This is a genomic window from Streptomyces sp. ADI96-02, from assembly GCF_003846185.1.
Taxonomy (GTDB): Bacteria; Actinomycetota; Actinomycetes; order Streptomycetales; family Streptomycetaceae; genus Streptomyces.
Map to the genome: position 1 here is coordinate 1 of NZ_ML123034.1, position 14395 is coordinate 14395.

At 69.7% G+C, this 14395-nt stretch carries 9 protein-coding genes; 5 read left to right on the forward strand and 4 right to left on the reverse strand.

Annotation, left to right across the window (positions count from 1 at the left end):
* Window positions 1-123: 123 nt before the first annotated feature.
* Window positions 124-1242: an IS630 family transposase gene (locus EES43_RS00005; protein ID WP_124266698.1), complete on the forward strand. Its 1119-nt coding sequence runs from the start codon at window positions 124-126 to the stop codon at window positions 1240-1242.
* Between the two features lie 19 nt (window positions 1243-1261).
* On the opposite strand, the gene EES43_RS00010 is transcribed toward EES43_RS00005, so the two are convergent.
* A complete protein-coding gene (locus EES43_RS00010; RefSeq protein WP_124266699.1) occupies window positions 1262-1651 on the reverse strand; it encodes a hypothetical protein in 390 nt (129 codons plus the stop codon).
* Between the two features lie 996 nt (window positions 1652-2647).
* On the opposite strand from EES43_RS00010, the gene EES43_RS00015 reads away from it, so the two are divergent.
* Window positions 2648-3151, forward strand: a complete 504-nt coding sequence (locus EES43_RS00015) for a DUF4232 domain-containing protein (RefSeq protein WP_124266700.1) — start codon at window positions 2648-2650, stop codon at window positions 3149-3151.
* Between the two features lie 1997 nt (window positions 3152-5148).
* On the forward strand, window positions 5149-8445 hold the full coding sequence (locus tag EES43_RS00020) for a family 78 glycoside hydrolase catalytic domain (protein ID WP_124266701.1): 3297 nt from the start codon (window positions 5149-5151) through the stop codon (window positions 8443-8445).
* Between the two features lie 298 nt (window positions 8446-8743).
* On the opposite strand, the gene EES43_RS00025 is transcribed toward EES43_RS00020, so the two are convergent.
* Window positions 8744-9373 (reverse strand): TetR family transcriptional regulator, encoded by a 630-nt coding sequence (locus EES43_RS00025; RefSeq protein ID WP_124266702.1) that lies wholly within the window; start codon window positions 9371-9373, stop codon window positions 8744-8746.
* A gap of 64 nt (window positions 9374-9437) precedes the next feature.
* Here EES43_RS00025 and EES43_RS00030 point away from each other — a divergent pair, with 64 nt between their 5' ends.
* Window positions 9438-10901 (forward strand): FAD-dependent monooxygenase, encoded by a 1464-nt coding sequence (locus EES43_RS00030; RefSeq protein WP_124266703.1) that lies wholly within the window; start codon window positions 9438-9440, stop codon window positions 10899-10901.
* A gap of 72 nt (window positions 10902-10973) precedes the next feature.
* Here the strand turns inward: EES43_RS00030 and EES43_RS00035 are convergent, their stop codons facing one another.
* A complete protein-coding gene (locus EES43_RS00035) occupies window positions 10974-11810 on the reverse strand; it encodes a transporter substrate-binding domain-containing protein (RefSeq protein ID WP_124266704.1) in 837 nt (278 codons plus the stop codon).
* Window positions 11811-11989: 179 nt separating this feature from the next.
* Entirely contained in the window at window positions 11990-12412 is a 423-nt protein-coding gene (locus EES43_RS31805) for a P-loop NTPase family protein (protein WP_206429968.1), read from the reverse strand.
* 340 nt (window positions 12413-12752) lie between these two features.
* Between EES43_RS31805 and EES43_RS00045 the strand changes: the two genes are divergently transcribed.
* Window positions 12753-14264: an aldehyde dehydrogenase family protein gene (locus EES43_RS00045; protein ID WP_124266705.1), complete on the forward strand. Its 1512-nt coding sequence runs from the start codon at window positions 12753-12755 to the stop codon at window positions 14262-14264.
* Window positions 14265-14395 lie beyond the last annotated feature (131 nt).

Here is a 14395-nt window from a genome sequence, read left to right on the forward strand (position 1 = left end):
TGCTGGCCGCCGAAGTCGAGAATCTGCGCGAGAAGTAGCCCTCCGACCTGGAAGGTTCGCCCGGCTCGTGGCCGCGGCGGTTGGATGTGTGCGGTGACGTCCAATCGGACCGCTGGAGGCGCGATGGCCGAGCCTGTCCGTGTGCGCAGGTTAACCGACCAGGAGGGGCAGAAGCTGCAGCAGATCGTGCGTCGGGGCAGCACCAGTTCGGTGCGGTTCCGGCGCGCGATGATGCTGTTGGCCTCGGCCGGCGGGAACCGGGCCCCGGTGATCGCGAAGCTGGTCCAGGCCGACGAGGACACCGTCCGCGATGTGATCCACCGGTTCAACGAGATCGGCCTGGCCTGCCTGGACCCTCAGTGGGCGGGAGGTCGTCCCCGCCTGCTCAGTCCTGACGACGAGGGCTTCGTCATCCAGACGGCCACCACCCGCCCGACCAAGCTCGGCCAGCCCTTCACTCGCTGGTCCATCCGCAAACTCTCCGCCTACCTGCGCCACGTACACGGCCGTGTGATCCGGATAGGCCGCGAGGCGTTACGGTGCCTGCTCGCCCGTCGCGGCGTCACCTTCCAGCGCACCAAGACCTGGAAGGACTCCACCGATCCTGACCGCGATGCCAAGCTGGACCGGATCGAGCACGTCATGGACCATTTCCCTGACCGCGTCTTCGCATTCGACGAGTTCGGGCCGCTCGGCATACGCCCGACCGGCGGATCCTGCTGGGCCGAGCAGGATCGGCCCGACCGGGTCCCGGCGACCTACCACCGCACCCACGGCGTGACCTACTTCCACGGTTGTTACTCCATCGGCGACGACACCCTCTGGGGTGTCAACCGCCACCGCAAGGGCACCACCAACAGCCTGGCCGCGCTCAGGTCAATCCGCGCCGCTCGCCCCGACGGCGCCCCGATCTACGTGATCATGGACAACCTCTCCGCCCACAAGGGCGCCAAGATCCGCCGGTGGGCGTGGAAGAACAAAGTCGAGCTGTGCTTCACCCCGACGAACGCCTCCTGGGCCAATCCGATCGAGGCGCACTTCGGGCCGCTGCGGCAGTTCACCCTGGCCAACTCGAACCACCCCAACCACACCGTTCAGACCCGCGAGCTGCACGGCCATCTGCGCTGGCGCAATGCCAACGCCCGCCACCCCGACCTCCTGGCCGCCCAACGCCGCGAACGAGCCCGCATCCGCAGCGAGAAGGGCCTCCGCTGGGGCGGCCGATCGTTGGCCGCGGCCTGAGGCTTCCCGCCATGACGGCCTACTCGGCCATCTCCTCGGGAGAAAGACGAGTGATCTTCTTTCCCGCGTCGGTCTCGACAAGGGTCAACGCGCCAATCCAGTTCCCATCTTCGGGATACTCCCAGTTGGCCGAGTCTTCGAGAATCGCCGGAAGCTGATCACGAGGCACCAGCTCGCCGGGCTGGAAGCCGTTCTCCCCGGCGGGGGAGGTCCACGGCGCGAATCGGCGGACCTCGATCCACCCGCGATCGATGAGATCGAGCAAGATTCGCGCCAGCTCGTTGACCGGTCGAGACTGGTCGGCTTCGTCGAGATCGCCCCAGACACCAGGCAGGATGTCGATCTCATAGGAATTGACCATGAAGGCTTCTTCAGACTTGGTCAATGTGTCCCACTCTTGCTTGCTCACTCAGCAATCGTCGCAGAGCGGGGGCACGACAGGCTCCCTCCACCGCTGACCAGACCATCCCAACTCGGAGCTCACCCTGACCGCCGGGACCCGGTGAACCTTCGCGGTCACAGCACTAGGAATGACGACAGAGCGGAGAAGTGCGTGCATCAGGGCCTCGTCATTGTCTTGTAACAGCCGGGCCGACGCGGGAGTCGACTGAGCATCGTATCGATGGCGCGGCGATCTCCACTTCGACCGTCCCTCGTTGAAGCACCGTCCCTCGTTGAAGCGTGGAAGGGTCGGCATTCCCAGCCCAGCACTCCATCTCATCGAGGTACGCGCGGGTGAAGTCGCCGATCCGCCCCTGTGGGTCGTCCGGGCAGGAGTCCGTGGACAAGCCCTGGGATGACTTCGAACGCAACAGCACGCCTGGATGCCTGATCCACGCCGACAAGGGTCGCGGGAAGCCACTCACTGTCGAGGCCGAGATCAAGTGGGCTATTCAGCTTGGGAGTCGGACACGGGACGATAGGGCCCCTCCCCTGCCGGAGAACCACGCGGGCTCCTGGCCGGCAAGCCTCCCGTCGCCCGTCTGAGGGTGGCTGAGGTCGCGTCCGAACACCGCTCACGAAGCTCTTGGAGTTGGCACAGGGTGCACTCTCGCCGAGCCCGTAAGACCGACCGCATCGCCCGTGCGGCGACCTCGCCCCAGATCCGCTACACCCAGCCCACCCGGACTGCAGAAGCGAGTTCCCGGCCCCGGGGCAGCGCTGCCTGAACGGGCTGGTTCATCGACCGTGCAACTTCCGGCAGATGCCCCTCCGTCTCCGGCCCCGCGACGCCCGGGCGTTCCGGGCCGCGCCCGCCCAGTTCCGCTGTGCGTCGGTGTGTCCATGGCTCTCGGGGCCGTGACGATTCTGGGACATTCCCCGAGCGCGCGAGGGGGCACGGTTATACCGACCATGGTTCCTGCGGAGAACACGCGCGGGCCATCGAGCAAGTCAGGGAGTGTTCATGCGTACCAACCGCAAGACCGCCATTGCCCTCGCCGCCATGCTGCTGGTCGGCGCGGCCCCCGCAGTTGCGCAGGCTACCCCGGTGGCGGAAAGCGCCGCCGCTCCGTCCGCATGCCGTCCGGCCAATCACACCGCGAAGATCACCCAGGCGCCCGCAAGTGCGGGGCACCACCACTACCGCGTGACCCTGACCGCGCCGCGCGGGTACGACCCCTGCGAGTTGGCCGGTTCGCCGACCGACGTACGGTTCTCCGATCGCGGCTCGCAGACGCAGATCACCGCCGGCCACTACGGCGACCAGCGCACCGCCGTGACCTTCGGCCCGGGCAGCCCGGTGCACTTCGACATCCAGGTCCCCAACGACGCCCGCCAGGTCTCCGTGGACGAGGCGTCCTTCACGCTCCAGGCCCCGGCCGGAGAGATCCCCGGCACCTCCTTCGCTCAGGGCAAGCTGCGGGTCGCCGCCGGCACCGTCATCGGTCCGGTACAGCAAGGGGCCTGACTACCCCTCCGCGTACCCCGGTCGGCACCTCGTAGCGGGACCACGGTTGCGGTACGTCGGCCATCCTTCCGCAGACGATCCGCGTGCCGGGGGCTTGGTGGCCCGGTTCGAAGTTCCGGTCGGCTACCTGTGCCACTGGGCGGGTGTCGCCCAGTGTCGTCCGGTTGCAGGCGTGAAGATGAGATCTCTCCCGCGATCAATGAGTGCGGCTCGTACGTGAGGTGGCCGCCGTCCCGTCTGCGCCAGCCGTGCGACGAAGTGCGCCGCGAAGGTCGGAGGGTGGTCCGGGCGACCAACCGGGGTGCCCCGTCGCGCGCCCATCTGTTCCTATGTGGCCACTGTGGGCACCAAGGCGTTACGCCGTACAACAGACGCAGGGCCGCGAGCGGGTCAGGCGCTGAGGCTTCAACGGCCTTTGTTCCTGTTCGTGGAACGGTCGCCGTGACCGTTCCACGAACGCTTCGCGTTCTTCACCGTTCGGATGGCTTCCGAACCAGCCGCCCTTGGGTCGTTGGCCCCTGGATGTAGGCCGTCGTATCGCACGGTCCACAGGGCGCGCCCTTGATCAGCCTCGTCGGCAGGTGGCGGGCCTGCGCCGCGGGTGTACTCGGCGAGAATGGGCTTGGCGGGACACGGTTTCGAGGGAGCGTCCGATGAACTGCCGGTCACACCGGAGCACATGGCAAAGGCGGCCAGCGAGCACGCCATGAGCGGCAAGTCCGTCGGGAAGCCTGTCATCAGTGTTATCCCGCCATCGATCCCATCCGGTCTGTCAGGGCTGGCCGGGAAGCGTTATCCCCTGGCTTCCAGCTGGCAGAACGGCTCCTGCCGCACAGGTGCCCGATGGTGGGGGCATTGACCGGCTGGCGGACAAGCGGGAACGCCATGGCCGGTCCAGCGGAGGCCCGCGCCGAACCGGCCATCGCTTCGTCAGCGGTACAGGCTCGTGCTCACCGTCGGCGGTGTCCACTCACCCAGCCGACGGCTGACGGACCTGGCCCGCAGGTTGCGATTCGCCCGCCACCCCGAACACGAGCAAGGTGACCGCCGACCGCGGCTGTTCCCACTGCACTCCCGTCCCCCACCAGCACCTGCCGCGCAGGCGCACAGTGTGCGTGGCGGCAGGGCCGCCACCCTGAGCCCGAACCTCATGGCCTTGCCCTTCAGCAGGTCCTCCTCTCGCCTTCCGGCGGGCAGGGGCGCAGTTCCGCGAGGATCTGACTCAGGATCACCCGCCACCCCGGGAAGGGCCGCTCAGCCTGTTCATCGAGCCGGCCGGGCACGGCGGGCGTATGGCAGGCTCCGGACGACGATGTCCTGCTACCAGAGCCAGCCACGAAGGACGCCAATTCCGGACCGGAACCGACGACTGGGCTGAAAGCCGACTCTTAGCAAGGACGCTTCACCCGGCGGGCCGCAGTCGGCAGTCCTCTGACGGCAGCCCGAATGCCGGTGAGCGCGCGTCGGCCGGTCGGGATCGGCTCCCCGGTCGTGCGGGCTCTCGGAACACCGTCGCCGAAGGACCGAAGGGCTCGCGCTCCGGCGTTCCCAGCCGGACTGGCCGGTACTTGTCCACCGCTTCTGTGACCCGACCGTTTCCGCGAAGACCCTCTCAGCCCTCCCCTTGGACAGCCGACGCCGTAGGAGACGGCGTACCCCGTGCTCGGCTGCGCCAAAAGCCGGGCAAGCCAGGGAAGCCGAGGAGAGCAGTTCGGTCAGGCGTCGGCGGCTCACCGAGGCTCCAGCCGAGGAATGCGGTCCCAGCCTCCTTCGCCGCACCGCCCAACCCGCTCCCGTCCGCCCGACGGCGCGGTGAAAGTGCGGTCTTCGGCAGTCCAGATGAACGCGCACAGCTGTTGATGTCTGTCACACGGGCGGCCTACCATCAGCGTCACACCTCGACATGAAACGATTCAAAATCCCGGTCGAGGCGTTCCCCCCTGCCCATTCCGTGCCTCACGGCCACTCCGTGCTCTCCGCTGCCTCGAAGGAACACGATGATCGAAGACTGGAACCGAAGAGAGCTTCTCCGCACCACAGCGATCACCGCCGCCGCCACTGCCGTGGGCCAGGCGACGCTCGGCGCCGCGCCGGCAGCCGCACTCGACCACGGTCGGGATCCGGGCGGCCACCGAGGCGAACTACGCGTTGAACGCACCCGCGTCGAGTACGCCGAGAACCTGCTGGGAACCGAGGTCGACAAGCCTCGGCTTTCCTGGGAGCTGTCGGCCGACGGGCGGCGTGGAGCGGCGCAGACCGCCTACCGGATCCGTACGGCCCGCTCCGCCTCCGATCTCCGCAAGGGTCGCCGACTGGCGTGGGACTCCGGCCGGGTCGCCTCGGACCGCAGTATCCACGTCGCCTACGACGGCCCGGAGCTTCAGCCGCGTACCCGGTACTACTGGCAGGTCCAAGTCTGGGACGAGCGGGGCCGTCCTTCGTCGTGGAGTCCCGTGCGCTGGTGGGAGACGACCCTGCCGGACGACGGCTGGAAGGGCCACTGGATCGGCTTCACGGTTCCGGTGCCGAAGTTCGACGGCGCGTCCTGGATCTGGTCGGCCGATGCGACGGCGAACGCCGCCCCTCCGGGCCCGCGCTGGTTCCGTGGCGCGTTCACGCTGCCCGCCGGCGCCCGAGTCGCCAAGGCCACGCTGATGGCGACCGCTGACGACGACTTCACCCTGTACATGAACGGTGAACGGCTGCTCCACGCGCCTGAGCGCGCGGACGGTTGGCGTGAGGGGCAGGTCGTCGACGTCTCTCAGCAGTTGCGGGCGGGCGGCAGCTTCCGGTTCGCGGCCGTCGCCACGAACCGGGGGAACAATCCCGCCGGTCTTCTGGTCCGCCTGGTCGTCGAGGACGGTTCGGGTTCGCAGGTCTCCGCATTCGTCTCGGACGCGAGGTGGCGGGTCTCCTCGCGCGAGGAGGAGGGCTGGACGCGAACGGAGTTCGACGACAGCGCCTGGGACGGGGCCAACGCCCTCGCCGTCTACGGAGACGGCCCGTGGGGACGCGGGGCGGGTTTCCCTCCGACCCAGGAGGGGCCCGCGCCGCTGTTGCGGCGTGACTTCACGGTGGCCAAGCGTGTGGCTCAGGCCCGCCTCTACATCAGCGGTGTCGCCTATTACGAAGCGGAGATCAACGGCAGGCGCGTCGGCCGGCAAGTCCTCGATCCGGCGATCACCAACTACGCGGAGACGGTGCTGTACGCCGTCCATGACGTCACGGACGCCGTCGAACGCGGAGAGAACGCGATCGGTGTGACCCTGGGCCGCGGGTTCTACGGGATCAGGACGCCCAACGCATGGGGTTGGGGCAACGCGCCCTGGCACGGAGAGCCCCGTCTGCTCGCCCAACTGGAGATCCGTCACACCGACGGCACGACGACGACCGTCGCCACCGACGACTCGTGGCGGTTGACGGCCGGTCCCACCCGGTCCAACTCCCTGTACGCGGGCGAGACCTACGACGCCCGATCGGCACCCGCCGGCTGGACCCGACCCGGGTTCGACGACCGGGACTGGTGGCCCGCCCCGCGGCAGGAGTCCCCCAAGGGGACTCTGCGCCCGCAGGCACTGGAGCCGATCGAGATCGTGGAGACGGTGCAGCCCACCGGGGTGACGGACGTGGGTGACGGTGTCTACCTGGTGGACATGGGCCGCACCATGGCAGGCTGGTGCCGGCTCACGGTGACCGCCGCGGCCGGCACCGAGGTGGCGCTCGTCCACAGCGAGAAGCTGGACGACCGGGGCAGAGTCATCGACGAGAGCGGCTTCACACCGGGACGCTTCCAGAGGGACGAGTACGTCTGCGCCGGTACCGGACAGCCGGAGGTATGGGAGCCCAGGTTCAGCTACAAGGGCTTCCGCTATGTGGAGGTCTCAGGGCTTTCCGAGGCGCCGAAGCCGGGACAGGTGGTGGGGCGCCTGGTGCACAGCGCTGTCGACGAGGCCAGTGACTTCGCCTGCTCGGAAGAACTCTACGAGCAGTTGGACAAGGCCATGCGGCGCACGCTCGCCAACAACCTGCACGGCATTCCGACCGACACCCCGAAGTACGAGAAGAACGGCTGGACGGGGGACGCGAACGTCGCCATCCCCTCGATGCTGTACGCTTTCGGACTGGACCGGTTCTTCACCAAGTGGCTGAACGACATCAAGGACAGCCAGGAGCCCTCCGGCCGCATCCCCAGCATCGTGCCGAGCCCGGGGTGGGGCTACAACGAGTACAACCCGGCCCCTGAATGGACCACGGTCTACCCGCTGCTGCTGCAGCAGATGCATCAGACGTACGGTGACGAACGCCTGGTGGCCGAGCACTGGGACCCGGTCGTCCGGTACCTGGACTGGGAACTGGGGCGCAGGAAGAACGGGCTGGTCAGCTCGGTGATCGGTGACTACCTTTCGCCCGGTCACATCGAACCCCCCGAGGACGCGACGCTTACGGCCAGCGCCTACCTGCACCGCTCGCTGCTGGCCGTCGCCGACCTGTCCGGCGTGGTCGGCGAGACGGCCGAGGGGGAGCGCCTGCGCGCGGCGGCCGAGGAGATCAGGACGGAACTCAACCGGACCTTCCTGGGCTCGGCCGGCTTCTACCGGACCGGTCGCGACAGGAACTACCGGCAGACCAGCAATGTCATCCCTCTGGCGTTCGGTCTGGTGCCGAGCGCGGCCGTTCCCGGAGTCGTCGCCTCACTCGTCCAGAACATCACCACCCCACCGCCGCAGGGGGATCCGACCACGCGCTCGCCGAACACCCTGAACACCGGCGTCCTCGGCACCAGCGTCCTGCTCCCCCAGCTCACCGCCCACGGCCACGCCGATCTCGCGCACAAGGTCGCAACTCAGCGCGCCTACCCCAGCTGGGGCCACTGGTTCGAGAACGGGGCCGACACCATGTGGGAGTACTGGCGGGTGCCGCAGAACCGCTCGCACAACCACTACTTCAAGGGCACCGTCGTCCAGTGGCTCTACGAGAACGTGGCCGGGCTGCGCCCGGGAAGCGACGGATACCGGACCTTCACGGTGAAGCCCGACGCCCGGGTCGGGGTCAGCTGGGTCCGTACGTCGCTGCGTACGGTTCGCGGCGATGTGTCGGTGGCCTGGAACGCTGACGGGGGCAGGCTCCGGCTACGGGTGAAGGTCCCGGTCGGCTCCACGGCGGAGGTCCACGTGCCCGTCGCAGACAAGGCCGAGGTGACCGCCCACGACGAGGCCAGGAGGATCCGGCTGGACAACGGGTTCGTGGTGTACAGGGTGGCCCAGGGGCACTGGGAGTTCACTTCACAGGTCTGAGTGGTGGGCGGTTGCACGAGCGGCTGAGCGGCGGCACCGATGTCCTGGGCGTCCTGCGGCGGCAATCGGCCTGATTCCGCCTTCCCTTCGGCCGTAGCGGGGCAGAAGGCGGCCCGGGCCCTGTCGCCCGGGCCACCTTCGAGGGGTTCGGGCGTGGCTGAGCATCTGTGCCCCGGGCAGCGCGGACGTGTACGGCGATGATCGGATCGGGCGACAACCACTGCGACTACTGCCGAACCGCGCTTCCCGACCGTCTACCCGTGGGCGCCGCCGCCGCGCACCGCCGCTCCGCATCGCTTCAGCTGTGCGCGCCCAGGCCGTCCCGCAGGAGGTCGAACGCCCGATGCGCTGCCCGGACGGCCTCCGGGTACCGGTCGTCCGCGGACTCGCCGTCCGCCAGGCAGGCGTTGTTCATGAGGGCGAGCTCCCGTTGCACGACGACCACCTGTGCGGCGGCCAGGCGGGCGGTGAGCGGATCCGCACCCGCCTGCCCGAGCGCCTCCGCGAGCGCGTCGACCCCGCGCACGCCGTACCGGGTCAGTCTCGCCGTCAGGCTTTCGGTGTCGCTGACCATCCGGAGGAACGCCACGACCTCGGGGTCGTCGTTCAGCCCGGTGTTCGGATCGCGCTCCGCGAGCGCGCGCAGTGTCGCCTCCCGCAGAGCGTCCAGCGGCGGCTGACCTGCGGGCCGGGCGCGCACGGTCCTGGCTCCCTCGCTCTCGTGGTCGGCGATCCGGTGCAGTACGAGGTCCTCCTTCGTCGGGAAGTACGCGAAGAGGGTCCGCCGGGAGATCTCCGCCGCCTCCGCGATCTCGGTGATCGAGACCTGGTCGAAGCCCCTGTCGAGGAAGAGACGGATCGCCGTCTCGGAGATCGTCTCCCGGGTGCGTTCCTTCTTGCGTTCCCGCAGGCCCATGCGCTGGTTCATGCACTCAGTCTACCTTGAGGTAGACTGAGTGCAGATTTGCACTCGATATACCCAGGAGGTCGTCATGCGGACCGAGATCATCGTGGTGGGAGCCGGCCCGACCGGACTGATGCTGGCGCACGAGCTGACTCTGGCCGGAGTACCGGCCGTGGTCCTGGAGAGGCAGCGGACGCGCAGCGTCCAGTCCCGGGCGGGCGGACTCCAGCCGCGTACCGCCGAAGTGCTCGACCTGCGAGGACTGCTGGACCCGCTGCTCGTCGACGCGCCGGTGCGGGAGGAGACCGGCGGTCACTTCGCCACCCTGCCGGTCGAGCTGGACTGCCGGTCCTGGCGCACCCGGCACCCGTATCCGGTCAGGCTGCCGCAGGCCCGGCTGGAGGAGCGCCTCGAACAGCTCCTCGCCGAGCGGGGCGTGCCCGTGCTCCGCGGCCGCCAAGTGACATCGGTCGCGCAGGACGAGGACGGCGTCTCGGTCGAGTGGACCGCGGACGACGGTGCCGCCGGAACGATCCGCGGCAGTCACCTCGTGGCGTGCGACGGCGCGCACAGCACGGTCCGCACCCTGCTCGGCGTCCCCTTCTCCGGCCGGGCGGGGAGGATGTCCGCCGTGGCCGCCGATCTCACCCTCGCCACCAGGTCCGCCGAAGTCCCCACCGGTCACGGGCACTTCAGCCAGTACCCCCGGTCCGCGAACGGCTTCCTCACCATCCTGCACCCCATCGGCCCGGACCTGTACCGGCTGCTGTTCGGCAAGCTGACCGGGGACGGACCGGACCGCGAGGCGCCCGTCTCGGCCGATGAGGTCCGCGAGGCGCTGCACGCCGTGTACGGCCCCGGGACGGAACTGGGCGAGCTGCGCGCGGCCTCCCGGTTCAGCGACGCCGTACGGCAGGTCGAGCGTTACCGCGAGGGCCGGGTCTTCTTCGCCGGGGACGCCGCGCACATCCACATGCCGATCGGAGGCCAGGGCGTCAACCTGGGCGTCCAGGACGCGATCAACCTGGGCTGGAAGCTCGCCGGCACGATTCACGGCTGGGCGCCCGCCGGTCTGCTGGACAGCTACCACGAGGAGCGGCACCCCGTCGCCGCGCGCGTGCTGCGCCACACCCGCGCCCAGGCGGTGATCATGAATCCGGGCCGGGACGAGGAGGTGGACGCGGTCCGCGAACTGGTGACGGACCTGCTGCGACTGCCGGACACCAACCACTACGTCTCGGGCATGATGTCGGGCCTGGACGTCCGGTACGCCGGCGTCGGCCCCCGGCTGATCGACGTGGACCTGACCACCGACGAGGGCCCGACGCGGGTGAGCCGGCTGATGCACTCCGGCCGCGGCCTGCTGCTCTCCCTCGACGGCAGGCGGCGCTCGGCCGGTGACCGGTCCGACCGCGTCGACCACGTGGTGGCGAAGACCGACGAGGACGTCGACGGGGCCGGAGCCCTGCTGATCAGGCCCGACGGCTATGTAGCCTGGGCGGACACCGATGACAGCCCGCTGGAGACCGCTCTCGCCCGCTGGTTCGGCTGACCCTCCCGAACGGCCCGGCTCGGTCCGCCGCGCGCTCAGGCTCCGTCCGAGGCGGCGGGGGTGCCGGCCGGGTCAGGGCCTCGCGCTCAGCTCGTGCTCAGCGCCGCGGCTCGGGGGGGCGTCCTGGGTGCTGATCCAACGGTCGTACGCCCGTTGGAAGGTGCCGTCTGTGAGGGCGTCCCCGAGCCACCTCTCGACCGCACCACCGGTCAGCCTGCTGTTCTTGGGGAGCATGTAGGCCATATCCGCCGTCGTGAACGGCTTGTCGGGGTGGACCGCGACGAGCCCCGGGTGCCGGGTCGCCTGGTACTTCGCCTCGATGGCGTCGGTGATCATGACATCGGCGCGGCCCTGGAGGATCTGCTCGAAGATCGTCGTGTTGTCCGGCCACGTGATGACGGTCGCGTTCGGGAGGTGCTGCCTGACGAACTCGGCATTGGTGCCGCCGGGATTGACGATGACCCGCACGCCCTTGTCGTTGATCTGCTCCACGGTCTGGAAGCGATGGGCGGCCCGGGAGGTGGTGATGGGTGTCTTGCCGTCCGCGAGATACGGCTGGGTGAAGTCGGCCTGCTCCTGTCGCTGCGGTGTGACGGAGATCCCGCCCATGGCGATGTCGCACGTGCCGGGAGTGCCGACATCCCGCATGAGCGTCGGCCACGACGTCGGCACGAACACCAGCCGCTCCTTCAGGTGGCCGGCCAGGTCGCGCGCCATGTCGACGTCGATCCCGCTGTAGTTCCCGGTCGCGGGGTCGCGGTAGGTCAGCGGCTTGTAGTCACCGGTCGTGCACACCTTCAGCGTCTTGGCCGGGACCGCGCCGACCGGGCCGGCGGCCGTCAGGGTCGCGGCGGTGACGAGCGCCGCGATCGCGGCCGTACGACGGGGTGTGCGACAGGACCGGAACATGGTGCGGCGCTCCCTCGCTTACGGGGATCGAGGTGATGGAGAGGAGCCAAGGGGACTTCGCTCTCGAAGCTAGCAGTCGGCGCGGGTCGATCGGCTAGGGACTTCGCCCAGGTGAACCACCGTTCGAGAAGGTGGCGGGGGCCGTCCGCCGAGTGGGGGCGGAACGGTGGAGCCGGCAGTCAGCGGCATAGGGGGCGTGGTGTGGCACTCGCCTTGATCCCGGTTGGTCGCCTCCCTTCCGCGGACGCCTGGACGACCGCCGTGCGAAAGCCCGTCCCGCCCAGGGCGCCCAGCACTTCCTCCGCCCGCGAGGGTGCGGTCCTGGTGGTGAAAGGAGCGGCGGCGGCGATGTTGAACGTGTCGTCATCCGGACCGCCGTCGGCGATCAGGAGATCGTCCGATTCCGTCACCATCGTGTTCTTCGCCCGACGGTGCAGGTGAGAAGCGTGCTCTGCCAGGTTCTGCTCCATTCTCACCAGCAGGCCCTGATAGTCACGAACAGCATCATTCGTCGCATTCACAGCGATCATCACACCGGCCGCTGTGGCTGTCCCGAAGTACTTCTCCGGGGCGTGCGCATCGATGCCCCATGCTTGCAGCACCTCGGCCCCGGACCGGGAGTTGGCCCCGTCGGGCTTCGGCGTTCCGTGACCGATGGCGGGCGCGGGCCGGGAGGAGCGCCGCTGCGCGGACCGTGATCGGCCCCCGTGGCCGCCGCGGCCGGTGCGACCTCGGTGCGGCGTCGGTGCGGCGTCCGTGCGGCGTCCGTGCGGCGTCCGTGCGGCGTCTCAAGTGCTGATTCGAGAGTCAGTAATTTGGCCGCCTCTATTGACTCTCAAATCAGTAGCGACCTACCGTTCGGAACCAGCCAAGCGCAGGCCGTCCTTGCAGGCCCGCCGCGCGGCTGCCCACCGAACCCAGTCGCCTTTGAGGAGCACGACCATGGGTCATCCGGTCACCCACAGCATCAGAAGCCGCCTCGACACGGAGCGGCGGCACTTCTGGATCGGCGGTGCGTGGCGGCCTCCCGTCGGCGGAGACGACACACCGCACACCGTAGTGGCCGATCCCACCGGGCGCGAGGCCGTGGGACGCGTGCCGAGAGGTACGGCGCGGGACGCGGGCGAGGCCGTGGCCGCCGCCCGTGAAGCCTTCCCCGTCTGGGCGGCGACGGACGCAGGCGTCCGCCGGGAGCTGCTCGCCGCCGTGGCGGAGGGCATCTCGCAACGCGAGGCGGACTTCGCCGCGGTGATCAGTGCGGAGATGGGCGCCCCGCTCGACAACGCCCTCCACACCCAGACGCGGCTGGCCGCCGAGGTCTTCCAGTCCTATGCCGACCTCCTCGCCGACCACGCGTGGGAGGAACGTATCGGCGCCTCCCAGATCGTCCGCGAGCCGGTGGGCGTCGTCGCCGCCATCACCCCGTGGAACTACCCGCTCTATCTCATCGCGGCCAAGGTCGCCGCCGCGCTCGCCGCCGGCTGCGCGGTCGTCCTCAAGCCGAGCTGCGACGCCCCGCTGAACGCCTTCCTGCTCGCCGAGGTCTTCGCCGAGGCCTGTCCGGCGGTCGGTGCGCCCGGCGGGGTGTTCAACCTGGTCACCGGCCCCGGGAAGGTGGTGGGCGAGGCGCTCACCTCCCACCCCGAGGTCGACGCGGTGTCGTTCACCGGGTCGACCGAGGCGGGCCGGTCCGTGGCGATGTCCGCGGCCGGAACCGTCAAACGCGTGGGTCTGGAGCTCGGCGGCAAGTCCGCCCGGGTGATCCTCGCCGACGAACCGGACGGCACGACGGTGCGCGACCTGGACGACGCGGTGCGCCTGGCGCTCTCCGACGCCTTCTACAACTCGGGGCAGACCTGCACCGCCTGCACCCGCGTGCTCGTTCCCGACGCGGTGTACGACCGGGCGGTGGCCCTGGCCGCCGAGGAGGCCGGGCGGTGGGAGCTGGGCGACCCCGCGCTGGCGGGCGAGCATCTCGGCCCCGTCGCCACGGCCCGGCAGTACGTCGGCGTCCTGGCCCACATCGAGCAGGGAGTGGCCGAGGGAGCCCGTCTGGTCGCCGGCGGAAAGGCCCCGCCGGAGCGGACGCCGGACGGCCTGGGCGCGGGCCACTGGATCCTCCCCACGGTCTTCGCCGACGTCACCAACGACATGGCGGTCGCCCGGGAGGAGATCTTCGGACCGGTGGTGTGCTTCCTGCGCTACCGGGACGAGGAGGAGGCCGCCCGGATCGCCAACGACTCGATCTACGGCCTCGCGGGCGCGGTCTGGTGTACGGACCGGCTCCGCGCCGAGCGGTTCGCCCGCCGGATCCGGGCCGGGCTGGTCACCGTGAACTCCGGCCGGTTCAGCGTGCTCGCCCCCACCGGCGGCTACAAGCAGTCGGGGGTCGGCCGCGAACTCGGCGTGCACGGTCTCGACGAGTACACGGAAACGAAGACCATCCAATGGTGACGCCGCCGGCGCGCTACGGGCACATGGCCCGCGCGGTTCCGTCGCCCCACCGCCACCCGTTGTGCGCGGCGCCCGCGCCGCCGCTCGCGGGACTCCCCTCCCTCAAGTCGCCGTACGCCGTCCCCACGCGC